Origin of the sequence: Zhongshania aquatica (assembly GCF_027257955.1) — a bacterium.
Lineage (GTDB): Bacteria > Pseudomonadota > Gammaproteobacteria > Pseudomonadales > Spongiibacteraceae > Spongiibacter > Spongiibacter aquatica.
In genome coordinates, this window is the sequence record NZ_JANZNQ010000014.1 from 26,644 (window position 1) to 49,322 (window position 22,679).

General features: G+C 49.6%; 25 protein-coding genes. 7 read left to right on the forward strand and 18 right to left on the reverse strand.

Annotation, left to right across the window (positions count from 1 at the left end; genetic code table 11):
• Positions 1 to 184: 184 nt before the first annotated feature.
• Entirely contained in the window at positions 185 to 541 is a 357-nt protein-coding gene (locus O9X78_RS14090) for a hypothetical protein (RefSeq protein WP_269620351.1), read from the forward strand.
• Between the two features lie 159 nt (positions 542 to 700).
• Here O9X78_RS14090 and O9X78_RS14095 read toward each other — a convergent pair whose 3' ends face one another.
• Complete coding sequence (locus O9X78_RS14095) at positions 701 to 2,503, reverse strand: acyl-CoA dehydrogenase C-terminal domain-containing protein (RefSeq protein WP_269620352.1); 1,803 nt, start codon at positions 2,501 to 2,503, stop codon at positions 701 to 703.
• 244 nt (positions 2,504 to 2,747) lie between these two features.
• On the opposite strand from O9X78_RS14095, the gene O9X78_RS14100 reads away from it, so the two are divergent.
• On the forward strand, positions 2,748 to 3,872 hold the full coding sequence (locus O9X78_RS14100; protein ID WP_269620353.1) for an enoyl-CoA hydratase/isomerase family protein: 1,125 nt from the start codon (positions 2,748 to 2,750) through the stop codon (positions 3,870 to 3,872).
• A 33-nt stretch (positions 3,873 to 3,905) separates the two neighbouring features.
• Here O9X78_RS14100 and O9X78_RS14105 read toward each other — a convergent pair whose 3' ends face one another.
• From O9X78_RS14105 to O9X78_RS14120, 4 genes are all read right to left on the reverse strand, one after another.
• Positions 3,906 to 4,523: a DUF2238 domain-containing protein gene (locus O9X78_RS14105; RefSeq protein ID WP_269620354.1), complete on the reverse strand. Its 618-nt coding sequence runs from the start codon at positions 4,521 to 4,523 to the stop codon at positions 3,906 to 3,908.
• Positions 4,524 to 4,535: 12 nt separating this feature from the next.
• Positions 4,536 to 4,757 carry a hypothetical protein gene (locus tag O9X78_RS14110; protein WP_269620355.1) on the reverse strand — a complete coding sequence of 74 codons (222 nt, stop codon included), beginning with the start codon at positions 4,755 to 4,757 and terminating at the stop codon, positions 4,536 to 4,538.
• A 61-nt stretch (positions 4,758 to 4,818) separates the two neighbouring features.
• Complete coding sequence (locus tag O9X78_RS14115) at positions 4,819 to 5,448, reverse strand: hypothetical protein (protein ID WP_269620356.1); 630 nt, start codon at positions 5,446 to 5,448, stop codon at positions 4,819 to 4,821.
• A complete protein-coding gene (locus tag O9X78_RS14120; protein WP_269620357.1) occupies positions 5,448 to 6,758 on the reverse strand; it encodes an ammonium transporter in 1,311 nt (436 codons plus the stop codon). Before O9X78_RS14120 ends, O9X78_RS14115 begins: the two co-directional genes overlap by 1 nt.
• Positions 6,759 to 7,126: 368 nt before the next feature.
• On the opposite strand from O9X78_RS14120, the gene O9X78_RS14125 reads away from it, so the two are divergent.
• Positions 7,127 to 7,327 (forward strand): DUF2061 domain-containing protein, encoded by a 201-nt coding sequence (locus O9X78_RS14125; RefSeq protein WP_269620358.1) that lies wholly within the window; start codon positions 7,127 to 7,129, stop codon positions 7,325 to 7,327.
• A 91-nt stretch (positions 7,328 to 7,418) separates the two neighbouring features.
• On the opposite strand, the gene O9X78_RS14130 is transcribed toward O9X78_RS14125, so the two are convergent.
• From O9X78_RS14130 to O9X78_RS14175, 10 genes are all read right to left on the reverse strand, one after another.
• Positions 7,419 to 9,113 (reverse strand): Na(+)/H(+) antiporter subunit D, encoded by a 1,695-nt coding sequence (locus O9X78_RS14130; RefSeq protein WP_269620359.1) that lies wholly within the window; start codon positions 9,111 to 9,113, stop codon positions 7,419 to 7,421.
• On the reverse strand, positions 9,100 to 9,384 hold the full coding sequence (locus O9X78_RS14135; RefSeq protein WP_219044071.1) for a hypothetical protein: 285 nt from the start codon (positions 9,382 to 9,384) through the stop codon (positions 9,100 to 9,102). Before O9X78_RS14135 ends, O9X78_RS14130 begins: the two co-directional genes overlap by 14 nt.
• Positions 9,381 to 10,856: a proton-conducting transporter transmembrane domain-containing protein gene (locus tag O9X78_RS14140; RefSeq protein ID WP_269620360.1), complete on the reverse strand. Its 1,476-nt coding sequence runs from the start codon at positions 10,854 to 10,856 to the stop codon at positions 9,381 to 9,383. The genes O9X78_RS14135 and O9X78_RS14140 overlap by 4 nt, the downstream gene beginning before the upstream one ends.
• Positions 10,856 to 12,331, reverse strand: a complete 1,476-nt coding sequence (locus tag O9X78_RS14145; protein ID WP_269620361.1) for a monovalent cation/H+ antiporter subunit D family protein — start codon at positions 12,329 to 12,331, stop codon at positions 10,856 to 10,858. The genes O9X78_RS14140 and O9X78_RS14145 overlap by 1 nt, the downstream gene beginning before the upstream one ends.
• Positions 12,325 to 12,681, reverse strand: a complete 357-nt coding sequence (locus O9X78_RS14150) for a cation:proton antiporter subunit C (RefSeq protein WP_269620362.1) — start codon at positions 12,679 to 12,681, stop codon at positions 12,325 to 12,327. The genes O9X78_RS14145 and O9X78_RS14150 overlap by 7 nt, the downstream gene beginning before the upstream one ends.
• Positions 12,678 to 13,664 carry a DUF4040 domain-containing protein gene (locus O9X78_RS14155; protein ID WP_269620421.1) on the reverse strand — a complete coding sequence of 329 codons (987 nt, stop codon included), beginning with the start codon at positions 13,662 to 13,664 and terminating at the stop codon, positions 12,678 to 12,680. Before O9X78_RS14155 ends, O9X78_RS14150 begins: the two co-directional genes overlap by 4 nt.
• A gap of 39 nt (positions 13,665 to 13,703) precedes the next feature.
• Positions 13,704 to 14,024: a monovalent cation/H(+) antiporter subunit G gene (gene mnhG / locus O9X78_RS14160; RefSeq protein WP_269620363.1), complete on the reverse strand. Its 321-nt coding sequence runs from the start codon at positions 14,022 to 14,024 to the stop codon at positions 13,704 to 13,706.
• A complete protein-coding gene (locus O9X78_RS14165) occupies positions 14,017 to 14,298 on the reverse strand; it encodes an MrpF/PhaF family protein (RefSeq protein WP_269620364.1) in 282 nt (93 codons plus the stop codon). Before O9X78_RS14165 ends, mnhG begins: the two co-directional genes overlap by 8 nt.
• Entirely contained in the window at positions 14,298 to 14,765 is a 468-nt protein-coding gene (locus O9X78_RS14170; RefSeq protein ID WP_269620365.1) for a Na+/H+ antiporter subunit E, read from the reverse strand. Before O9X78_RS14170 ends, O9X78_RS14165 begins: the two co-directional genes overlap by 1 nt.
• Before the next feature lie 84 nt (positions 14,766 to 14,849).
• On the reverse strand, positions 14,850 to 15,281 hold the full coding sequence (locus tag O9X78_RS14175) for a Rap1a/Tai family immunity protein (protein ID WP_269620366.1): 432 nt from the start codon (positions 15,279 to 15,281) through the stop codon (positions 14,850 to 14,852).
• 352 nt (positions 15,282 to 15,633) lie between these two features.
• Between O9X78_RS14175 and O9X78_RS14180 the strand changes: the two genes are divergently transcribed.
• Complete coding sequence (locus tag O9X78_RS14180; RefSeq protein ID WP_269620367.1) at positions 15,634 to 16,353, forward strand: response regulator transcription factor; 720 nt, start codon at positions 15,634 to 15,636, stop codon at positions 16,351 to 16,353.
• The gene (locus O9X78_RS14185; RefSeq protein WP_269620368.1) at positions 16,350 to 17,705 is read left to right on the forward strand and encodes an ATP-binding protein; all 1,356 of its coding nucleotides are present in this window, start codon (positions 16,350 to 16,352) and stop codon (positions 17,703 to 17,705) included. Before O9X78_RS14180 ends, O9X78_RS14185 begins: the two co-directional genes overlap by 4 nt.
• Positions 17,706 to 17,879: 174 nt before the next feature.
• Here O9X78_RS14185 and O9X78_RS14190 read toward each other — a convergent pair whose 3' ends face one another.
• The 3 genes from O9X78_RS14190 to O9X78_RS14200 all read right to left on the reverse strand — a co-directional run bounded on the left by O9X78_RS14190 (position 17,880) and on the right by O9X78_RS14200 (position 19,807).
• Entirely contained in the window at positions 17,880 to 18,059 is a 180-nt protein-coding gene (locus O9X78_RS14190; RefSeq protein ID WP_269620369.1) for a hypothetical protein, read from the reverse strand.
• 103 nt (positions 18,060 to 18,162) lie between these two features.
• Positions 18,163 to 19,350: a lipid-transfer protein gene (locus O9X78_RS14195; RefSeq protein WP_269620370.1), complete on the reverse strand. Its 1,188-nt coding sequence runs from the start codon at positions 19,348 to 19,350 to the stop codon at positions 18,163 to 18,165.
• A 22-nt stretch (positions 19,351 to 19,372) separates the two neighbouring features.
• Entirely contained in the window at positions 19,373 to 19,807 is a 435-nt protein-coding gene (locus tag O9X78_RS14200; RefSeq protein WP_269620371.1) for a Zn-ribbon domain-containing OB-fold protein, read from the reverse strand.
• 288 nt (positions 19,808 to 20,095) lie between these two features.
• Here O9X78_RS14200 and O9X78_RS14205 point away from each other — a divergent pair, with 288 nt between their 5' ends.
• A complete protein-coding gene (locus O9X78_RS14205) occupies positions 20,096 to 21,283 on the forward strand; it encodes an acyl-CoA dehydrogenase family protein (protein ID WP_269620372.1) in 1,188 nt (395 codons plus the stop codon).
• A gap of 31 nt (positions 21,284 to 21,314) precedes the next feature.
• Positions 21,315 to 22,451 (forward strand): acyl-CoA dehydrogenase family protein, encoded by a 1,137-nt coding sequence (locus O9X78_RS14210; protein ID WP_269620373.1) that lies wholly within the window; start codon positions 21,315 to 21,317, stop codon positions 22,449 to 22,451.
• Positions 22,452 to 22,679: the final 228 nt, after the last annotated feature.

The window sequence follows — 22,679 nt, forward strand, 5'->3', positions numbered from 1 at the left end:
AATTGATTTTTATGGTTTTAAAAAACATTCTGTGTCCTGTTTAAGGGCTAATACGCACTCCCAATTTGACCAAAGATTAACTATTGTACACCTCAGGATCATTGTTACCGCCGCTTAGGGACTATCTGCAAGCGATATTTCGAGCACTTTAGGTGGTAGCGCAGTCAATCTCAGTAGGTGTATCGTGAATAATAAAATAGCAAGCTATGTATTCTGCTCATTACTAGGTGCGTCAGCGATGTCGGCGTTCGCGGAACCGGAGAGTTGTTTAGATTGGGATGTGCAAACCTTCCCGGCCAACTCGGAACAGTCGAGTTGCGCGTATTTCAATCAAGACAAAGTGTCTACTCGGTTCACCGTTCGCAATGTGTGCGATAGCAAGGTGAGCGGTGTGTTTAGTTACTATAAAGAAGATATTCACAATAAATCGGTGATGAGCGTGCAATCCTTTGTCGTTAATCCGGGTGTGAGCCAAGAGGTTGCTAATCCTTGCGGTATGCAAAGCAGCGCCTCGTATCAGGTGTCGCAAGTGACTTTTTAAATAACATCTACTTGTTTAAACAGCCCTCTGCTTCATGTAAGCACGACAGTAAAAGATAAGATAAATAAAAAAGCCCTGACATTGCTGTCAGGGCTTTTTTATTTATTCTAAGGTAATACTCTGTAGCCTCATATTGTGAGTCTACAGAGCGACCTCATTTTAGCGCGTGGTGAAACGATCCAACGGCATTGCCATCACACTATCGGTGCTGCTATTCATGCATCCAGCGTGACCTTTGGCGCGGGGTAACAGGCGTGAGAAGTAAAACTCAGCTGTTTCTAGTTTCGCTTCATAAAACGCGGTATCACTAGTGCCTTCTGCCAATTTAGCTGCTGCTACTTCAGCCATCATCGCCCAGTAGTAAGCCATAGACAGGTAGCCGCTATACATTAGGAAGTCATACGACGCCGCGCCAACTGCATCGCGGTTTCTTGATGCGCGGGCTACCATTTTCACGGTGTGCCAGTTCCACGACAGGGTATAGCCGATTAATTTGGCAGAGTAGCCCCGACGTTTGCCGCTGATTAAATTCTTAAAGCCAAACTTATACAATTTCTTGCAGAAGCCGCCATAGAGTTTAAAGCCATCTAGTACCACTTTACGGCCGATCAAGTCCATCGCCTGAATGCCTGTGGTGCCTTCGTACATGGTGGCAATACGCGCGTCACGATAGATTTGTTCCATGCCGTGTTCTTTGATGAAGCCGTGACCACCAAAGACCTGCATAGCGTTGCTTGCCGACTCAAGTCCTGTTTCAGTTAAGAACGCTTTCAAAATTGGCGTTAAGAAGCCAAGTTCGTTTTCGGCAGCGTCGCGCTCTTCCTGCGTATCTGCTTGCACCATGCGGTCAGAGTATTTGGCTGCATCGTAGATCATCGCGCGGCCGCCTTCTGCAAAGGCTTTGGCAGTGAGCAACATACGGCGTACATCGGGGTGATGAATAATCGCATCACCAGCTTTGTCTGGGTTCTTTACACCTGACAAAGAGCGCATGGAATATCGATCTAGCGCGTAGGGCAGGGCATTTTGGTATGCCAGCTCTGATGCGGCTAGTCCCTGAATAGCGGTACCGATACGAGCGGTGTTCATAAAGGTGAACATGGCGTTAAGGCCGGCGTTCTCTTGACCGAGCATAAAGCCGGTTGCCGAGTCGAAGTTGATTACGCAGGTTGCGTTGCCGTGAATACCCATTTTGTGTTCGATGCTGCCACACTTAACGCCGTTGCGATCAGTGATGGTGCCATCTTCGGTGGTATTAAATTTAGGCACGATGAAAAGGGAGATTCCTTTTGTGCCTTCCGGTGCACCCGGTGTACGAGCAAGCACGATGTGAATAATGTTGTCTGCAAAGTCGTGTTCACCTGCAGAGATGAAGATTTTTGTGCCGGTTAGTTTGTAGCTGCCATCGGCTTGGGGTTCAGCCTTGCTGCGCATTTGGCCCAAGTCAGAACCGCAGTGGGCTTCGGTCAAACACATAGTGCCCGTCCAAGTGCCTTCGCAAAGCTTGGTCAGGTAAAGTTGCTTTTGCTCTTCGGTGCCGTGCACGTAAAGCGTGTTCATGGCGCCCAAGCTTAGGCCGGGATACATGCCCCAGGACCAGTTTGCGGTGCCGACTAATTCAGATTTAATAAGACCCATGGACATGGGCAAACCTTGGCCACCGTACTCAGCGGGATGCGAAAGACCTTGCCAGCCGCCTTCTACCCACAATTTGTAGGCTTCTTTAAAGCCTTCTGGGGTGGTGACTTCGCCGTCGTTCCACTGACAACCTTGTTCATCACCTACTTGGTTGAGTGGTGACAGCACTTCTTCTGCAAATTTTGCCGCTTCGGCGGTAATCGCTTCTATCATGTCCGGCGTGGCTTCTGCGCCAGCTGGGATGGTTTGATAGTGGGCGTTGAAGTCCAGCAATTCGTTAATGACGAAACTGATGTCGCGTACCGGAGCTTTATATGTGGTCATAATACTGCCTCTTCTGTTCCCGTTGATGGGGGATCAATAACGGAATGGAGCATAGCTGATGCGCTGTTAGGGTAAATTGGCCGCTTTGTGATTGAAACATGACGCTTCGGTCAATGCCCTTGGTCATGCAGTTTGTCGCCCATAAATTATAGCTTGTACTAACTGAGCCGAGTATAGCTAGCAAAGGCTTGAGATGATCCCTCACTGGCGCGATACTGACTTGGTGGCGCAAGGAGGACAATAAATGCAAGTTGAATACTCAGTGTGTTTTGAGCGGCATCCTCTCCCAGCGGGAGGCTACCTAGCGCAACTTACGCTCAATGCGCCTAGTCGGCTGAATGCGCTGACCTCAGAAATGGTGACCTTACTACACAAGCTTTTGCTAGAAATTCGCGATGACCCAGAGGCGGTTGCGGTGTTTTTGGATGGTGCTGGCGAACGTGGTTTTTGTGCCGGGGCAGATACCTTGCGGATACGGGAATCAGCGCTTGCAAACCCCGGTGGCGAAGCAGTAGAGGCCCACGCTTTTTTTGTTCATGAATATGCTACTGCCTATTTAATCCATCGCTTTCCCAAGCCCGTCATATGCTGGGGTAACGGTATTGTTATGGGCGCAGGTCTCGGTTTGATGGTAGGTGGTAGTCATCGCATCGTCACAGACAGCAGCATTGTGGCGATGCCGGAAATTAGTATCGGGCTATTTCCGAATGTTGGCGCGGCCTGGTTTTTGGGCCAAATGCCGGGTGCTACGGGTTTGTTTGCTGCGTTAACCGGTGCGTTACTCTCACCTGCGGATGCGCTGTATGCGGGGCTGGCGGATTATTGTTTACGCGAAAATAGTAAGGCGGAAGTATTACGCAAAATTATCAACCTTGATTGGTGTGATGATAATGAATGGAATGCTGAAAATTTAACCGAGTGTTTGACTGATATCGAAGCAGAGCACGGTGTGGTGTTGCGCAAGGCCTCATTAAAAGATCATCGCGGTTGGATAGATGATGCCTGTGCCTTGGCGACCCCTGCGTCGATTGAACAGGGCATCTGTCGCTACAATGGCGCGAGCGATTGGCTGCGAAGCGCCTCGCAGGGCCTGGCTAGAGGCTCGTCGAGTGCGGCCAAACTTATTTTTCGACAATTGGAGGCGGGGCGGGGTATGAGCTTGGCCGATGTTTTCAAAATGGAGCTGGTGTTGTCGTCTAATCGTGTGCGCGATCCAGAGTTTGCTGAGGGCGTTCGCGCGTGCTTAATAGATCGTGATCGCGATCCGCGCTGGTGTTACAAGAGTATTGCCGATGTACCGGATTTGGAAATTGACGCCTTGTTCAAACCACCCTGGGGGCAAAATCCCTTAGACGAGCTACTTGCCTAGCCGACTTGAAGCGGTTCTTTTTAAGGCAGGCGATTAACACGATTTATTCGCCGTTTGCTCAAGTCGGTTAAGCTGAGCCTGGTGGATCTTGCTTAGGGAAATCAACGCGAGTATCGCGCCAATCATTGCCATTGCCATATCTGACTGGGTATCCCATATATATCCTTGGGTGCCGAGAAAGGCTTCTGCAGACTCCCCGGTAAGTTCTGCTACCCACCATTCGATAAGTTCATAAAGTGCGCTAATTCCGAGGCACGTAAAAACGATGATGGTCGCCAACCAACGTGGCTTTTGTATTACCTGATGTCGAATGAGTAATTCTCTTGCGGCGATGGCAGGAATAAATCCTTGGGCTAAATGCCCTAACTTGTCGTAGTGATTTCTTTGCCAGTGGAATTGCTCGGCGAGCCAATCAAAGGCCGGTACTTCCGCGTAGGTATAGTGACCACCGATCATCAAAATTACGCAGTGAACTAAGATGAGCTGGTAAAGAAGCGGTGTTAGTGGGAAGCGACTTTGGCTGACGGCCATGATGAGCAACGCCACTATTGCTGGAATGACTTCTAAAAACCAAGTGAATTGGTCTTTGGGCTGAATGCCAGACCACAGTAAGGTCGCGAAAAATACGCCTAGCCAAAGTAATTTTTTCATATGGGCGGCGTTCTAGATCCCTTCGTCCCGCATTTTTTGCTCGCGTATTTCTACATCGTCTTGAAGTGTTTTCTCCATGAGTTGCGCTTGATTTAAGGTGTTTTGCTGGCCGGATGTAAGAACGGTTTTTTCTTGGTTTGGCGTTCCCGCCACATCGGTCGACTTTGAACAAGCGCAAAGGCTTAGTGTAAGCGCGGTTAAAAACACCGTAAAAAGGGTAGAGCGTTGGTGCATGGCGTTCTCCGCGTTGTTGCTCTGGGCTATTTCTGACAGCCTAACGCAACAACGTGGAGGTTTACAGCAGTTCGTCTAGGAATGCATCAAGTTGAGGATGTTCGTGCTGTACCTTTGCCACGCCCTTCGCAAGAATTTTGTCAGCGCGCACAGGGCCGATGTTTTCGCATAGCAGAACATAGTACTGGTTTAGCAATTTTTGCAGCATTGCCGGGGCGACATTGCCAAGTTTCAGCGCTTGGCGGTTTCCTAGCCATCGTTGCAGGGCTTCGAGGGTGGAGAGTGGCAGTTGCCGCTGACGTAGGGCAGCGAATAAATCGATGCGCAACTTATGTTGTAGCTCGTCGTCTAGTTGCGCCATCATCGCCAGCATCAATTCCGCGAAAGCTTGGCTGGCAGACACTGGGTTTACTGCGGCGCTTTCTGCACCTTCGCCCCGAGGATCTGCCATTAAACTTTCGGTGTCTTGACCCATGGCCTGAATTAAACTTCGCAAAATCGCCGCGCGCTTTTCTTTCAATTCCTGTGTTTGGCAGATATCTGCAACGAAACGCTGCAGGGCCAAACTCGGTTGATCGATATAGCGGTTTTCCCAGTGGGTAATCGCCTTTAGCACGGTGTCTTCATCCATGAACGATTGCAGGCCCGTATAAATGGCGCGTCTGCGGTCTCGGACGCTGCGTGTACTCATTATTGGAAATCCATGTTGCTGGCGCGGTCTGCTGTGTAGGCAATGTTGCCAGAATTGAATTCTGGGTAGCCTATTTCAGCGTGTTCACTAAGATCGAGTCCGCGCTGTTCGTGCTGGGCTGGTGCGCGTAGGCCCATTAAAATATCAATGACGAAGTACATGATCAAGGCGCAGCAGAATGTCCAGATAAAGCAGGCCGCGATTCCAATAAGTTGGACAGTGATTATTTTAGAATCGAACATGCTGTCGGCGTAGAAAATACCTGCGGCTAAGGTGCCCCAAGCACCCGCAAAACCGTGAACCGACACCGCACCGACAACATCGTCGAGATGCATGCGGAGCATCATCTGGCTGCCGAGCATGCAAATTACGCCGCCAATGGCACCGGTGAGAATGGCATATCCAGGAAGCATTGATGCACAGCCAGCGGTAATGGCCACTAATCCGGCAAGACTGCCGTTTACAGTGTCAGTGAGCAATATTGGTTTGCGCGTTGCTACCGCCAATAGCATGCTGGCACAGGCGCCTGCGGCTGCAGCTAATTGGGTATTCAGGTTGATGAGGCCTATATCAACAGAAGCGCTTAGCGTTGAACCGCCGTTAAAGCCGAACCATCCGAACCACAGAATGAAACCGCCAAGGGCAACAAGGGTAAGATTGTGGCCGCGTAATTCTCTGGGTTCGCCGTTTTTGTTAAAGCGGCCGAGTCGTGGGCCAAGAATAATAACCCCGGCAAGCGCGCACCACGCTCCCACAGAATGCACAACCGTTGAACCTGCAAAGTCGATAAAGCCCATTTTTGCCAGCCAACCATCGGCATTCCACACCCAGCTACCAAAGATGGGATAGATCACGGCAGTAATGATGACGGCGCCAACAAGGTAGGCGTCGAATCGTGTGCGCTCCGCCATCGCGCCGCTGGCGATAGTGACTGCGGTGGCTGCGAACATAGTTTGGAACAGAAGTGTGCCGTAGGTGGTCGGATCGCTGTCATTAATCAGAAACAGATCGGTACCCATCAAACCGCTGGGATTGCTGCCAAACATCAGGCCGTAACCTAGAGCCCAAAATATCAGTGTACCAATGCACACATCCATGTAGTTCTTCATTACAACGTTTAATGAGTTTTTACTACGAGACATACCGGACTCAAGTAGCGCGAATCCCGCCTGCATAAGAAAAACCAAGGCACTGGCAGTAACCAGCCACACCATGTCGGTGGCGCCGGTTAAATCTTCAATATCGTCTGCGAAAACCAGTGAGGAAAACAAAAGTGTTGAGAGCGTTAGGGTAATGCGCGCTTTTTTCATTAGAGCCCTTCGTCATGTTGTGGTCGCGCACTGAATCGGCGCGTCCCTGAGCGAGGGTGTGCAACAGATGTGCCAAAATTTGAATGAAAGGGCGTTAGGGCTTGGGCCGCGCAGCGTGGTTTTAGCGGTTTGTGGCATAGCTGAAAGATAATGAGCACTTGTTTGGTTCGTCGCACGAATTCATGTGCTTTTGCGGTGCGCATCTAGAGGGGTGGTTTGGTCTATATCGATAGCTTAAGTGTATCTATATCCAATAAATTATTAATTATATTAATTTATAGATAATCATTATTATTTGACTTGTGGGCTGGCGGGGTGATGTTGCGCAGGCCAGATTCTGTACCTTAACAATGACCGAGGAGGCCATTATGAAAAAAACAATCAGTTTCGCCATGGTGCATTTCAGCGTGGCATTTTCGGTCGCCTACATTTTGACTGGTAGTGCCGTAGTTGGTGGAATGCTGGCGCTAGTAGAGCCGGCGGTGAACACCGTGGTGTTTTACTTTCACGATAAGGCATGGAAGCGCATTGATGCAGGAGCACCGTTATTAACAGGTCTTGTACATTGACGCGTTAATAGGCGTGCACCATATGATGGTGCACATCCTAGATATATGAGTCATAACCCCTTAGTGACATTGTTGTTCATTATGAGCTGGCTCAGATAAACCGGAAAACCAATAATACCGCAAGCAAGGTGACAACCCACGCGACCATACTACTAATCGAAATGGTGCGAGAGAAAATACCATCGTTGCCGTGAAGATTAGCCAAGCGGTTTTCAAATGCACGGCCAATACTGAGAATACCGTTGCGTGCAACCTGATCAACTTTGAGACAGCTTCTGCCGACGGCATTTATAAGACGCGGTAGCGGGCGCCGATATAACCAATCTACGTCGAGGTTGGTTGAGGGCAGTTCCGGAGGATACATGCCTTTTAGGTTTAGCCAAACAAATGCCAATGCCGAGAAAAACAGTAGCTGTGTCTGGGTGAGAATATGACTTACATCATAGGCACTGTAGTCGGTCGCGAAGGGCAGGTGTTGGTAGAGCAGCTGTGGGAATATACCAATTGTTAGACACAGCGCGGCGGCTATAGACATTGCCAGTAGCATATTCCACGGTGCTTCTTTGCAGCGAATACCCGAGTCGTGGGCGAAAAAAGCGAAATAAGGAATTTTGATGCCCGCGTGGTGGAATACCCCAGCCGAGGCGAAGAGCAACAGTAGCCATACCACGTCAAAGTTGTCTTTGAGTGCCGCCGACATAATCATTGATTTGCTGACAAAGCCACTGAATAGGGGGAAGGCTGATATCGACGCCGCGCCGATAATACAAAGTACGGCGGTCTTGGGCATGGATTTATATAGCCCACCAAGTTCGGAGCCGTTAATTCGGCCGGTACGATAGAGGACCGCGCCCATCGACATAAACAATAAGCCTTTAAAAATAACATCATTAAAGGCGTGAGCGACGGCACCATTGATACCCAGCTCAGTGCCTATACCAATCCCCACCATCATAAAACCGATCTGGTTGATCAAGCTGTAGGCGAGAACCCGGCGCAGATCATTTTCAATTACCGCAAAGAAGATGGGGAAGCACGCCATCGTCGCGCCGATATACACCAACATCTCAGTGCCGGGAAAACCCCGGGCCATGGCGTATACGGCAACTTTGGTGGTGAAAGCACTCAAGAAGACCGTGCCAGTAGGTGTTGCTTCGGGATAGGCGTCGGTCAGCCAGTTATGGAAAAATGGGAACGCGCACTTAATGCCAAATGCGATAAAAATAAACCAGCTTGCGATCGAGTCTAGCCCGATTTTGCTAAACATCAGGGTGCCCTGATGTTGGTAATACAAAATGACGCCCACTAACAGCAGCATTCCTGATATCACTTGCGCGATCAGATAACGCATCCCCGCGCTGTAGGCTTTGTCGCTGCGCCCAGCCCAAATTAAAAAGACTGAGGTGACTGCCAGCATTTCCCAAAATATAAACAAGGTCAGTAAATCACCGGCAAAGACGGCGCCCAAGGCACTACCAGCATAAAGCATGGCTGCGACTTGCTGCATTTTATCCTTGACGTGGAGAGAGTAGATTACGCTGATGAACGCGGCAATATGAAATAAATAGCCGAACAATAGGCTCAGTCGGTCTATGTGGATTGGCTTTAATTCCATTCCCATTAGCTGGGTTTCGAGGCCGTAAAATGCTGGGAGCTGCCACAGGTTTAGCGCGCTTAATATAATGACCACGATCATTGCTGGACCGCGCCAAGTGGCGCCGCCAAGTAGGGCAATGACTGCTCCTAGATAAAAGAGCAGGAAGGGCGGCAGTTCAATCCCCACCATGGGTATTCTCCGTCTTAGATTCGCGAGTTTGTTGGTAGTAGTCTTCCTCGCGCATTAAACCTTTGCGCATCCACTTAGCAACCAGTACTAAAATCACACAGCCGATAAATCCGTAAATAGGATAGAAACCATACAGGCCCTCCCATGGGTGTTCGGTGTGTCGATGGATCACAAAATCCAAGCCAACTAACAGCGCGCAAATGACGTAAAGACTGTTGAGAATAAGGCGCAGTGTTGCGGGGCGATCAAAAAAATCTTGGGACTGGCTCATGGCGTTCCCTCGCTAAAAATCTGTGATACCAGCTCAAATAGCGGGTTGGGAAAGAAAAATAACACTACGCACGCCAATGCCGTAAAGCATAGCGCGATGAGCGCGGCAGGTGGCGCTTCATGAATAGCGACGGGGCCTGAAACTGCCTGCTTCCCTGGAAAGAAAGCGCGCAAAGGAATTGGTAGTAAATAGGCGATATTGAGTAGCGAGCTGAGTATCAGCACCCCCATTAGAATTAAATGATCGGTCTCTAAGGTGGCGGTTAGCAACCACCATTTGCTCCACGTTCCCGCTGTGGGCGGCAGACCGATAATGCTGAGAGAGGCGATGAAAAAAGCGGTCATGGTGATTGGCATACTTCGCCCCAGCCCCACCATAGAGCTGATTTCGCTTTTGTGACTAGCCACCAGTATTGCGCCAGCGCAGAAGAACAGGGTGATTTTCCCTAGGGCATGGGTAGCAATATGCATTGCGCTGCCCATTATGCCGCTCTCAACCGCCAGTAAGACCCCCACGGTGATATAACCTAGTTGGCTAATGGTTGAATAGGCGAGTCGGGCTTTCAGGTTGTCTTGACGCATCGCTATTAGCGAAGCCAGCACGACACCGGCACCAGCTAGGTAGAGAAGATAATCGGTCGCAGGTATTTGCTGCAGGGTCTCTAAACCAAAGATAAAGACCAAAATTTTGATTAGGCTGAATACGCCAGCCTTGACCACCGCAACGGCGTGGAGCAGGGCGCTAACCGGAGTAGGAGCCACCATTGCTGCCGGAAGCCAGCGGTGAAAAGGCATGACCGCGGCCTTGGCAACACCAAAAACAAATAGGACTAGCAACAGTGACAGCAACGCGATTGGAGTTTGCTCGGGGAAAATGCCACCTTGTTGAAAGTCTAGAGTGCCTGCCACCAGCCACGTGATGATAATAGCCGGGAGAAAAAAGGCGATAGAGGTACCCATTAATATGCCCAGGTAAACCCTGCCGCCTTTTTTGGCTTTTTCGGTACCTGCATGTGTTACCAGAGGGTAGGTGCACAGCGAAAGTACTTCATAAAAAATGAACAGCGTGAATACGTTTTCTGCGTAGGCAATGGCCATTACCGCTGCGATGGCAATAGCAAAACACGCGTAGAAACGTGTTTGGTGGTCTTCGTTGTGGCCGCGCATATAGCCAATCGCGTACAAGGTGGTTACTGGCCATAGCAGACTGGCGACTAGCCCGAACAGGAGCCCTAGGGCATCGACTCTGAAACTTAAATTTAGACCAGGCAGTATTTCTAGCCACTGGCGTGAGAGCACTTCACCGTGATTAAAACTGGCGTACAGCTTTAAATTGACTAGTAAAAGAAGCACTCCGGCGATGAGGGATACCCCTTCGCGCAAATTTGGTTTTCGGCTGAACGTCAGTACGCCTGCTACCGCAACAAGGGGCGTGAGTATGGCGACGTCAATTAGCATGGCTGTTGTATCCATTATGGACGCCCCTCAACCAGTGCTGTGGCTGCTTCATAGCTGATCGATACCGGTAAGCGGGTGTCGATACCAAAATAGACATTGCCTAGAATTAGCAGCCATAGCGCAATAAGCATAGTGAGTGGGGCTTCTTTTACTGGAGAGTTATCTGCTGCTGACTTGAAGTAGAGCGCCTCTACCACTCGCCATATATAGATGATGGCGAGCAGTGAACCCAATAGAATTAAAAACACTAATGGCCAGCGGCCCGCCAGTGCAGCGGCAGATACCAAATACCATTTGCTGATAAAACCAGCGGTAAGGGGAACACCAATTAAGCTGAGACCGCCGGCAACAAAACCAAAGCTCGTCCAAGGCATTTTTCTCCCCAGTCCCTGCATCGAGGTAAGGGTCGTCGCGCCAATGCGAACCGCAATCCCAGCTAGGGCCATAAATAATGTGGCTTTCATCAATGCGTGGTTGAAAACATGAATCAAGGCCGCCTGCAGCCCCAGCACACCGCCGATCCCCAAACCGATGACCATATAGCCAATTTGGGCGATACTGGAATAGGCGATCGCGCGCTTTATCTCCTCTTGATATATCGCAGCAATCGACGCGCTGAATACCGCCACGATGCCTAGAGCGACAAAGATATCTGCTAGCGGAATAATGAACTGGCTAAACTCGCTCGGGAATATGGTATACGTGAAGCGTATTAACAGATAAAGGGCTACCTTGGTGGCGCTGGCGGCGAGAAACGTAGTGACAATTGATGGCGCTTGACTGTAAGCGTTAGGCAGCCACAGATGTAGTGGGAATAAGGCGAGCTTTAAGCTAATACCAACCAAAATAAAAGCGTAAGCGGCAAATACGGTAGGCGACTCACTCGCCGATGGCAGGCGTTCGGCAAGATCGGCCATATTGAGCGTGCCGGTCATGATATACATGAAACCGATACCGATGAGGATAAAGGTCGCGCCAATGGTGCCCATGATCAGGTAGCGAAACGCGGCCCACAGGCTTTGTCTATTGGGTCCTAAGGATATTAGGGTGTAGGTGGACAGCGATGAAATTTCTAAAAAGACAAAGACGTTGAATGCATCGCCGGTCGCTAAAATACCCAGCAAGCCCGCGAGGCACAATAGCCACGCCACATAAAATAAGCCTTGTTTGTCTAGTGTAATTTCGGTGCTAATGCTGCTCTGTGCTGCCAGTAGAGAAATTGTACTGCTGCCAGAAACGATCACTAGCAACCACGCATTGAGAAGATCAATTCGGTACTCAATACCCCAGGGTGCTTGCCAACCACCCAAGGCATAACTAATTACACCGTGGTGGTAAACCGTATACAGCAGCGTGGCGGCGATACAAAAGCTAAGGGTGCTGACTAGCAGGGCGAATAGCCAGGCTAGTTTACCTCGACCTAAAATAAGGCAGGCAGGCGCCCCGAGTAGGGGCAGAATAACTTGCAGAATGGGTAAATGGCTTAACACGTATGGTCTCGCTGCTGAATTTCGGACTCTTCAATAGTGCCGTAGGCCTTCTTGATTCTTATGACTAGTGCTAGTCCTAGTGCGGTGGTGGCGATGCCGACAACAATTGCGGTGAGAATTAGCACGTGGGGCAGGGGATTGGAATAGGCGGTGATTCCATCTTGGAGGATCGGAGCCGTGCCGCCAGTAATTTTTCCTGAACTGATATACAGAATAAAAACGGAAGTCTGAAAAATGTTGAGCCCGACCAGTTTTTTAACCAGATTGCCTTGGGCGATCACGATGAAAAATCCGGCCATCATTAGCACCACAACCACTAAATAATTGTAGTGGGTTAGTAATAATGTCATTCGTCTGCCTCCCGCGCGGTGTTCACTTGGCCAGCGAAGCAGTAAAAGATCATCACCATAACGGCCGCAACGGTCATACCCACACCAAGCTCGATAACAATGATACCGATATGTTGGCCAGTAATGGGGTTGTCGGCCAATGCTGAGTAGTCTAGGAACGTACCACCGTTTAGCATAGATACAAGGCCTACCGACCCGTACAGTAATACCCCAAAGGCAGCTAGAACTCGTAGCAGGGCGGAGCTTACTACTTGCTGTGCAATATCGACGCCGAAAAACATGGTGTACAAAATAATTGCGGCGGCAAAAATTACCCCCGCTTGGAATCCGCCGCCTGGTCCGTAGTCCCCGTGGAACTGCACATATAGGGAAAATAGAAGAATAGGGGGGATTAAAATTTTACTGACGATACGTAGAATTTTATGTTTGTGCGCGCTTGTGACCGCCGGTGTTTCTGGCGTGCTGGACTTTAACATGAGTAGTGATAGGACGCCGATGCCCGCTGTGAAAACTACCGCTACTTCGCCGAAGGTATCGAAACCTCGATAGCTGGCTAGCACCGAGGTAACAATGTTTGGTATACCGATTTCGGCTGCGGATTGCTCGATATAGTATGGGCCGACATGGGTTTGGGCCGGTGCATTGGCAGATCCGAAATCGGGCATACTAAGTGTGCCAATGATAAGAAGTGCGCCGGTAATTGTTACCAGTACTAACGCCGGAAGACCTCGACCTGGATTCTGTTTTTCATGACGCCCAACTAGCGCCACGGTGAGCAGCATGAGTAGCGGTGAAATTCCGGACCCCACAGCGGCCTCGGTAAAAGCAACGTCGACAGCATCCATCAAAACGAAAAAGCTCGCAGATAAGAAACCGTAAATACCGCTGAGCATGATTACTGCAAGGAGGTCGCGGCTCAGAATAATACCCAATGTCGTGACTAGTAGTAGGCTCAGCAGGCTGATATTGATGAAGAGTTCTATGGCGTCATCCTCCCCGCAGTATTTCCTGTGCGGTCACGCTTAGCTGTCATGGGGCTGCTCCCCACTTGATTTGTGTTGTTGGTCACGCCAAACGGCTTTTGCTAATGCATGACTTGCCGTTGGACTGGTGAATAATATAAACAACAAAATCATGATCAATTTGAGAAGAACCAAACTCCAGCCGGCTAGCAGCATTAATCCCATTAGTAGTAACGTGGTGGCAAGGGTTTCTGTCACGCCGGCAGCGTGCATGCGACTGTAAATGTCGGGAAATCGCAATACGCCAAGCGCGCCGGTGAACATCAAGCCACTGCCAATCAGTAATAGAATGCCGCTAATGACTTCCAGTAAATCAGTCATTGGCGGAGCTCCCTTTTTCCGCTTTCTGGGAATACTCAAAATATCGTAGAAGTGCTATCACGCTGATAAAATTCATTAGTGCGTAGATCAGCGCGATATCTAAAAACTCGGGTCTACCGAATAGGAAGCCGAGTACGGCAATAAGCAGTACGGTCTTGGTTCCAAATAAATTAGCAGCTAACACCCGGTCAAATATACTGGGGCCAGCAAATCCTCTGACCATAGCCATGGCCATGACGAGGAGTAACGTAACAGTAGTGACAGCGAGCATCATTATTCCAATTTTTCCACGCGACGGCTCATCTCACCGGTATCGAGATCGTCGAGATTACTTTGGGTGAGGCCGTGTACGAGAACCTCATTGTTCGAAAGCTCTACCGCTATTGTTCCAGGGGTGAGGTTAATGGAGTTGGCGTAGATAACTCGACCGATATCGGTTTTCTGGTTCACCGCAAAACGCCGCATACCGGGGCTAATTGTGCTGTTGCCAGACCAAATACGTTTGACCACGTCTATGTTACTGGCGATGATTTGTAAGATTAACCAAGCGTAGTATCGGGGAAGATGTCGGGTTAGGTGGATGGGCTGAGATTCGTGATCTACCACGTCCATCCGGTGGCATATCCACACAACTAATGCAATCGACGCCGCGCCGAAGGCCAGTAGCAGGCCAGAATAATGCCCCGAGTTGGCTAGCCAAATAATGGCTAAGAGGGCGGAAATACTAAAGGTGTGCTTCATAAGTTTCTTAGCTAGCGTCGCTGTTGTTAGTCATGAGTACTGGCAAAGTCACCGGCAAAGTTTGGATTAAGGGAAAACTCGCCGTTAGCAAGGGTAGTGCGCTTTTAAAACTCGTTTCATCAACGAGCTTGCCAGCTGATCTTTCTTAGTTAGGGTGGTGTTGGCAATTTGACCTGCAAGTTCTTTAATGCTGATATCGCTCGGCAGGCAGTAGCGCGCATTCTTTAATGAGTCGATTTCGATGCTGCCCCCAGGTGCACGGGTTCTAATGGCGCGCTGGGTAAAGTCCGATTGCTCGTTATCGGCGAGCGAGATTTGACTGCTGCCCGATACAAAGCCCTGTAGGTAAGCACTGCAAATTGTGCCCTCTTTGTTTTCTACCTCTGCAATATATTCGACACAACTATGTTGCAGTTCTTTGGTGTTTAGCGTTTCTACCGCGAGCGCTGTCGCACTGCTAATTAAGCCGCAACAGACTGCTAGAGTTAGCTTAAAGTACCTTTTATAAACAAGCATTTGGCTTCTCACATATCTGTTTTATTGCGTTTACTTTGGCACCTAAAGTGTGAAAAGTGTTGTCAGAAGTGTAAAAAAGTGTGTCAGGTGAGGAGTGGTGCAAAGTGATGCTAGGTTAATTCTTGTCAAACTGTCGCAATGTTTACCAGAGTGTGGCATCAATAAACGTTAATATTTCGAGGCATAGGAAACTACTGCTGTTCTGAGGAGTTTGCGCTGCTATAGTTTGTCCAGCGTCGGAATATTGCATTGCGGCGGGGGCGGCCTTGATCGACACGTTTTAGGCCGATCAGTAGTGGGTTTAAAGAGTGCTTGTAGACGTCGCATATCATAGACATTGGTGGTAAACGTAATGGGAATTGATACAAGGCTATGTATTCTCGTTGTCGACGACAACGAAGATATATTGCAGTTAGTATCCGAACTGCTAACCGCAGAGGGCTATCAAAGTGTGTCCGCTGCCAATGGCGAGGAGATGTATGCGGCGCTCACCCAGCAACGGCCAGATTTGATTTTGTTGGATGTAATGCTACCCGGTCGCGATGGCTTTGAATTGTGTCGTCAACTTCGAGCTGACCCCGAAAGCCCGCCGGTCATTATGCTGAGTGCCAAAGATCAAGAAATAGACAGGGTGGTTGGCCTAGAGTTAGGTGCGGATGATTATATCGTTAAGCCTTTTGGGCGGCGGGAGCTTATTGCTCGTATAAAAGCAGTTTTGCGCCGCAGCGGCAATGCTGCAGGAAGACGAGCACAAGGGGTTTATTGTTTTGATGGTTGGCGATTCAAGCCTGCCAGAATGGAGCTGCTCGATTGTGATTCTACGGTGATTCCCCTGTCTAGCAGCGAGGCTGATTTGTTGTTGGTATTTGTGCAAAACCCTCAAATTCCGATGTCGAGAGATCGCCTGCTAGCCATGACGAAGGGCCGCAACAGTGCCGCCTTTGATCGTAGTATCGATTCCCACATCAGTCGCTTGCGACGCAAACTGGGAGACAATGCTAAGGCCCCTGAAATCATTAAGACTGCTTGGGGAGCAGGCTACCAGTTTACGTGCGCAGTCGATCTGATATGAATCGAATACTGCCGGATACGCTTAAGGCAAGAACGATACTTCTGCTCACCTTAGTTTTTATTGTTTCACATACCTTGAGCTTGATGATTTACAAGGCTAATCGCGATGAAAGTGTGTTGCTCACTGAGGCCTCAGATTTAGCCCAGCGAATACTCGGTATTGTTGATTTGGCGTATACGTTTCCGGCTGAGCAACGCCAGAAAATATTAACTGCGGCAGAGACTCAACTTCTCACAAGCTATCCAGATTTGGTGCCTTTAGACGTGGTGGCCTGTCAGCAAAACGCACTTTCGGTCGAGATTTCTGACCGTATTTTTCAGATATTTCAGCAGCGTCCAGCGTATCAAATTGATGTGTGCGTTCGTCGTTTCGACGGTGGCCAAGACCTGCGTTACCCCCGGTCGGAAAGAGCGGTAGATTTGCTGGTTAATATCCATTTTCCGGATAATGAAACCGCTTCATTTCACGCTGAGTTGCCGGGGGCTAGCTCTTTGTTATTTGAGGCTGCCACTCTGCATCTATTGCTTGTCATTGTCTTGGCCTTGCTCATTACTTGGTATCTTATTTCGAAACTGATTTCGCCCATCGATAAGCTCGCGAGCGCGGCAGAGCATATTGGCATGAATATAGATGTTGAGCCTCTTGAGGAAGCTGGGGCAAAGGAGATTCGTGTCGCTGCTCGGGCGTTCAATGAAATGCAAGGACGACTACGACGTTTGCTGCACGGTCAAACCGAGATGTTTGCGGCGATATCCCATGATTTAAAATCCGCTGTGACGCGCTTACAGCTGCGCTGCGATCTCTTGGTCGACGAAAAAGAGCGCGAAGGTTTGCAGCGCGTAGTGCAAGACATGCGCAATATGATTGCATCTATCGTGGATTTTGTTCGCGGTGACAACGTTGACGAACCAATAAGACGAATTAGCATAGGCGACTTGCTCGAAAGCCTATGTGAAGATCTGATTGAAGAGTCTGCGCCCGTCGAATACCGCATGGATCAAACAGCCTATTTAGATTGTCGGCCCGCACAATTCAAACGAGCGGTGCAGAATCTTATCGAAAACGCCTGCAAGCATGCCGGCTCTGCGTTCGTGCATCTGCAAGTTCATCAGGCTGGTGTGTCTATTGTCATTGAAGATAATGGTGTGGGAATACCAGAAAACCAGCTGGAGGATGTTATTCGACCATTCGTTACGGTTGATCAATCTCGGAGTCGTTCAGCTGGTGGGATGGGGCTTGGATTGGCGATTACCCAAAAAATCATACATAGTCATGGCGGAACGCTGACTTTGCGTAATAAGCCCAGTGGAGGCTTGCTGGTGGAGCTTTGGTGCCCATTTAGCGTTACCTAGAAATTTGGTTCACTTTTGGTGATTAAACGCCGATCGGAGTTTTAGTTATCGTCGGTCTTGGGCGGCTTTTTGTGAGTCGTCTTGGTTCTTAGTGATCTTACCCCTTGAATTGATAATGCCGTAATACACAGACAGATTTTTGTTTTACAGATGTAAAAGTTGTAAGCGCAATATTTAAGACATAAAGGATTTAAACAGCGCTACCACCAGCGACAAGCCCACTAATGGCAAAATCCACCGTGAAATTTTTGATTGCTGTTCCGGCGATGCTCGTGGGGCGAAGCGTTCTATGAGCGGCACAAAAACAAGCAGGGCAATAAAAAGAAAAGCTAAAATAGTAACGAGATTGGCCATGTGGCGGTGCTCCGTTTTATGAAGTTAAGCCGCCTAGGTCTTGTGTGCAAGAAACAAGGGGCTGATGAGCATCAGACCCCATGGTAACAATTAACTGCGGTAATTACTTCTTGAGGATAACCGATGAGCCGTGGCCGAACAGGCCTTGGTTGGCGGTAATGCCGACTTTTGCATTTGCGATTTGCCGTTCTCCGGCTTGCCCGCGCAGCTGCCATGTTAGTTCGCATACCTGCGCTATTGCCTGTGCGGGTACCGCTTCGCCAAAGCAGGCTAGACCACCAGAGGTATTTACCGGCAAGCGTCCGCCAAGCTTGGTCGTACCTTCGCGAACGAGTTGGGCCGCTTCTCCCCGTGGGCAGAGCATAAGGTCCTCGTACCAATCTAATTCTAAAGCTGAAGACAGATCGTAGACCTCAGCTAGACTGACATCTTCTGGTCCAATGCCGGCTTGTTCGTAAGCTTTTTTCGGTAAGGCGGCACGAAAACTGTGGGCCTCAACGCCGGCTGCGGCTGCGGAGTCGGTGGCGATATCTGGCATCTCTACCACGGCGCTAGCAAAGGTTGGGGTTACCGTGGACACTGCGGCGACTTTCACCGCATTGGCTTTACCGATTCGTTTTGCGTACTCCATGCTAGACACAATCATCGCCGCGCCGCCGTCGGAGGTCGCGCAAATTTGTAGTAAGCGGAGTGGGTCGGCAACCATAGCGGAATTTAAAATTTCTTCCATGGTAAATTTCTTTTTATAGCGAGCATTTGGGTTGGTGAAACCGTTTTCGCTGTTTTTAATTTTTACCAAGCCGAAGTCTTCTTCGGTGTCGCCATATAGGTCCATGCGGCGGCGAGCATAGAGTGCGAAATAGCTCGGATTGGTAATGCCCAGGTAGAAACGCAACCAATCTGGATCTTCCGGGCGGTAACCTTTGGCAGGTGCTAAAAATCCTTTTGGCGTTGTATCTGCGCCAACAACCAGGGCAACTTCACACTCACCGGCTAGAATTTTGGCTCTGGCTGCAGCAAGTGCTTGTGAGCCTGACGCGCAGGCTGCATAGGACGTGTTTACCTGCGCTCCTTGCCAGCCGAGGGCTTGTGCTATGGTGGCGCCGGCAACGTAGCCTGGGTAGCCGCATCGCATGGTGGCGGCGCCAGAGACAAACTGTACGTCTTGCCACGGTATACCCGCATCCTTAAGTGCTTCTCGCGCGGCGTAAACGCCGTACTCGCTAAAGTTGCGTCCCCATTTACCCCATGGGTGCATGCCAACGCCCAATACTGCAATATCTTGACTCATACTTATTCTCCTAGGGCGGTGATTAGCGCTGTGGCTGCCATTTCCAAGTGACTTTTATGGCATCGTCGTCTTCGTGCAAGGTTTCGAGCACGAGCTCAGCGGTTTGCCCGACTTTCATCTGGTCGACATCGACACCCTTAACAACTTGCCCGAGAATAATCATTTTCTCTTTCTCTAACTCCACCGCTGCGATGGCATAAGGTACAAAGGGGTCTTCGGCCACAAAGGGCTCTGGCGGCTTGTAGCAGGCATTGGTATAAGACCAAATTTTGCCTGTTCGGCTAAGTTCTACTTCGTTAAATGTTGTGCTGTCACAGGCGGGATTTTTGCAAAAACTAAGGGTTTTGGGGAAGTAATAGGTTCCGCAAGCGTCACAGCAGGCACCGATAAGATGTGGGGTGTCCGCGTCGAGTGTGAACCAGCCCTCTATGGCGGCCTGCACGGGTTTATTGCTCATTATGAATCTCCACCGAATGGATGTGCAATCGCTTAACCGGCAGCTATAGCGCCGGAAAATCCGTATCTAATTTAGCCAGATATCATCGCAAGATCAGGCACTTACTACTATCGTCTGAACGGCTGATAAGGTTCTCTGCCATGGTTTTAGCAAGTCGAAACAAGCTGACTGCAATTGTCACTTAGGTGAGTGAATTTGCAATTGTTGTCGCGGGCCTAACGCCTATGATTGGCTGATAAAAACACGTAATACATTCACCATAGAAAAGCCATTAATTAGGGGACGGCGATGAAAGTTGAGTTTACCGCAGCGCAAGATGCCTTGCGTAAAGAACTGCGGGCCTATTTTGACGAACTTATGACCCCCGCGCTGAAGGCAGAGTGCGATGAAGCGATGGGCGAGGGTGGTGGCCCACTTTGGCGCGAAGCGCTTAAGAAAATGGGTAAAGATGGCTGGATCGGCGTGGGTTGGCCCAAGGAATTGGGTGGTCGCGGTATGAGTCCAATAGAGCAATTTATCTTTGTTGAAGAGGTTATGCGGGCGGGCTACCCGTTTCCCTTCCTTACTACAGAATCTGTTGGTCCCCAGTTGGCAGAGCACGGAAACGAGCGCCAGAAGCGTGAGATCGTGCCCAAGATACTCGCGGGGGAATGTTTAATCGCTATTGGCTACTCTGAGCCCGGTGCGGGAACTGATTTGGCCAGTCTCAAGACTAGTGCGGTTAAAGACGGCGACGGTTGGCTTATTAATGGTCAAAAAATGTGGACGAGCCTTGCGCATTTTTGCGATTACGTTTGGCTAGCGTGTCGTACCGATCCTGATGCGGCCAAGCCCCACAAAGGCATTTCGATGTTTATGGTGCCGACCAGTGATCCGGGTTGGAGTTGCAGCCCGGTCATTACCTTAGGTGAAGTGCGCACCAATGCCACCTTCTACGACAATATTCGTGTACCCGAAGATGCTATGGTGGGTGAATTAAACGGCGGCTGGAAGTTGATAACTAGCCAGTTAAACCGAGAGCGTTTAAGCCTAGTTAACTTCGGTCCTACTGCCGAAATGTTTAACAACATTGTTCGCTGGGCGCAGACCTTGGATCTACCCACAGGCGGTAAGTTAATTGATGAGCCCTGGGTGCAAATCAATTTGGCGAAGGTGAGAGCGGGTGTCGAGGCCCTAAAACTGGTGTGTTACAAGCAGGCATGGGCAATGACGGAGGGTAATCTTGAAATGGCGGATGCCTCTGCTGCCAAAGTTTACGGTTCTGAGTTCTTTATCGAGGTTTATCGTCTTTTGGGTGAAGTCATAGGCGAAGCGTCGTTAATTAGTCGAAGAACGGATGGCGCGAACCCTATCGCATCTCGCATTGAGCGTTTGTACCGCACTGCCTCCATTATTACCTTTGGCGGCGGCACCAACGAAATACAGCGGGATATTATTTCTGCAGCGGGTTTGTGGATGCCGCGTGCATCTCGTTAATTCTGCGCTTCACGATATAGAGGGTTAGATCATGGATTTTGGATTTTCTGAGCAGCAACGCGACGTGCAGAATTTGGCTAGGGAGATTCTGAGTGATAGCGTCACTGCAGAAAAGCTCAGCCACTACGACGATTACAAGGGCGAACGGTTCGATCGGGAGTTGTGGAGCAAACTCGCGCAGGCAGGTTTGCTGGGTGTCGCCGTAGACGAGGAATACGGCGGTATGGGCTTTGGCTTTTTTGAATTGGGATTATTAGTAGAAGAAGCTGGCCGCACGATAGCGCCGTTACCTTTAATTTCACACTTAATTTCATCGGCATTGCCAATCCAGCAATTTGGAAGTTCCGCACAAAAACAAAAATGGCTGCCGGGCGTATGCAGTGGCGAAACCTTGTTAACAGCGGCGTTAAGCGAAGCACATAACGATGATCCGGCAGAGCCGTATTTAACAACAGCAAAGGTGGATGGTGATACGCTGTTGCTGTCTGGCCAGAAAACCAATGTGCCCTTTGCAAATATAGCTAATCGAATATTGCTTGCTGCAAAAAGCAGTGACGGCGTTGTTGTTGTCTTGCTTGACCCTAAGTCTGAAGGGGTAAGTCTTACTACTCAGCAAGTGACAACGTATGAGCCACAGTTTGTAGTTAATTTAGACAATGTACGAATTCACGCCGAGGATATTTTGATCGCTGCGGCAGATGGCAAGGCGGCGATGCAGTGGATAGCCGAACGCAGTACCGTTGCGCTATGCGCCCATCAACTCGGCGCTAGTGATAAGGCCATGCGTATGACGGCGTCGTATACCGCAGAACGTAAGCAATTTGGGGTGTTGATCTCGACCTTTCAAGCGGTTGGGCATAGGGCGGCAAACTGTTTTATCGACGTTGAATGCCTTCGCTTGAATACTTACCAAGCGATCAGCCGTCTTGACGGGGGGTTGGACGCCACCAATGAAGTGCAAATCGCAAAAATCTGGGCAGGTGATGTAGGTCATCGCGTTAGCTATGCGGCTCAGCATTTGCACGGTGGTGCCGGTATAGATAGAGATTACCCTTTGTGGCGTTACTGCACATGGCTTAGGCACAATGAAATGGTCTTGGGTAGTTCGGCGAAAACCTTAGCAAAATTAGGTAAGCGTATTGCTGCCGGTGACGCTTTTTGCAGTTAGCGATTCCCAGCAATCGAGTAGTTCATCTTGCTAAGTTAAAGATGATTCGTTTGAATACGCCACGTTTTGGCTTTAATTAAGACTAAGCCGCCCAAGGGCGGCTTTTTTGTGTCTATTTAGTGCGGATTGTCTTGCATAAAAGTCAGCTATACTTAGACGATATCGGGTGAACGCCACTTAACAGCAATAGACAATGGGTGGTAGCATCGCAGTCTGACTTAAAACGGC

Bases quoted from the DNA above. Each gene is read 5' to 3' on its own strand.
- O9X78_RS14095 (WP_269620352.1), bottom strand. From the start codon at position 2,503: ATGACCACATATAAAGCTCCGGTACGCGACATCAGTTTCGTCATTAAC.
- O9X78_RS14100 (WP_269620353.1), top strand. From the start codon at position 2,748: ATGCAAGTTGAATACTCAGTGTGTTTTGAGCGGCATCCTCTCCCAGCG.
- O9X78_RS14105 (WP_269620354.1), bottom strand. From the start codon at position 4,523: ATGAAAAAATTACTTTGGCTAGGCGTATTTTTCGCGACCTTACTGTGG.
- O9X78_RS14110 (WP_269620355.1), bottom strand. From the start codon at position 4,757: ATGCACCAACGCTCTACCCTTTTTACGGTGTTTTTAACCGCGCTTACA.
- O9X78_RS14115 (WP_269620356.1), bottom strand. From the start codon at position 5,448: ATGAGTACACGCAGCGTCCGAGACCGCAGACGCGCCATTTATACGGGC.
- O9X78_RS14120 (WP_269620357.1), bottom strand. From the start codon at position 6,758: ATGAAAAAAGCGCGCATTACCCTAACGCTCTCAACACTTTTGTTTTCC.
- O9X78_RS14125 (WP_269620358.1), top strand. From the start codon at position 7,127: ATGAAAAAAACAATCAGTTTCGCCATGGTGCATTTCAGCGTGGCATTT.
- O9X78_RS14130 (WP_269620359.1), bottom strand. From the start codon at position 9,113: ATGGTGGGGATTGAACTGCCGCCCTTCCTGCTCTTTTATCTAGGAGCA.
- O9X78_RS14135 (WP_219044071.1), bottom strand. From the start codon at position 9,384: ATGAGCCAGTCCCAAGATTTTTTTGATCGCCCCGCAACACTGCGCCTT.
- O9X78_RS14140 (WP_269620360.1), bottom strand. From the start codon at position 10,856: ATGGATACAACAGCCATGCTAATTGACGTCGCCATACTCACGCCCCTT.
- O9X78_RS14150 (WP_269620362.1), bottom strand. From the start codon at position 12,681: ATGACATTATTACTAACCCACTACAATTATTTAGTGGTTGTGGTGCTA.
- mnhG (WP_269620363.1), bottom strand. From the start codon at position 14,024: ATGACTGATTTACTGGAAGTCATTAGCGGCATTCTATTACTGATTGGC.
- O9X78_RS14165 (WP_269620364.1), bottom strand. From the start codon at position 14,298: ATGATGCTCGCTGTCACTACTGTTACGTTACTCCTCGTCATGGCCATG.
- O9X78_RS14170 (WP_269620365.1), bottom strand. From the start codon at position 14,765: ATGAAGCACACCTTTAGTATTTCCGCCCTCTTAGCCATTATTTGGCTA.
- O9X78_RS14175 (WP_269620366.1), bottom strand. From the start codon at position 15,281: ATGCTTGTTTATAAAAGGTACTTTAAGCTAACTCTAGCAGTCTGTTGC.
- O9X78_RS14180 (WP_269620367.1), top strand. From the start codon at position 15,634: ATGGGAATTGATACAAGGCTATGTATTCTCGTTGTCGACGACAACGAA.
- O9X78_RS14185 (WP_269620368.1), top strand. From the start codon at position 16,350: ATGAATCGAATACTGCCGGATACGCTTAAGGCAAGAACGATACTTCTG.
- O9X78_RS14190 (WP_269620369.1), bottom strand. From the start codon at position 18,059: ATGGCCAATCTCGTTACTATTTTAGCTTTTCTTTTTATTGCCCTGCTT.
- O9X78_RS14195 (WP_269620370.1), bottom strand. From the start codon at position 19,350: ATGAGTCAAGATATTGCAGTATTGGGCGTTGGCATGCACCCATGGGGT.
- O9X78_RS14200 (WP_269620371.1), bottom strand. From the start codon at position 19,807: ATGAGCAATAAACCCGTGCAGGCCGCCATAGAGGGCTGGTTCACACTC.
- O9X78_RS14205 (WP_269620372.1), top strand. From the start codon at position 20,096: ATGAAAGTTGAGTTTACCGCAGCGCAAGATGCCTTGCGTAAAGAACTG.
- O9X78_RS14210 (WP_269620373.1), top strand. From the start codon at position 21,315: ATGGATTTTGGATTTTCTGAGCAGCAACGCGACGTGCAGAATTTGGCT.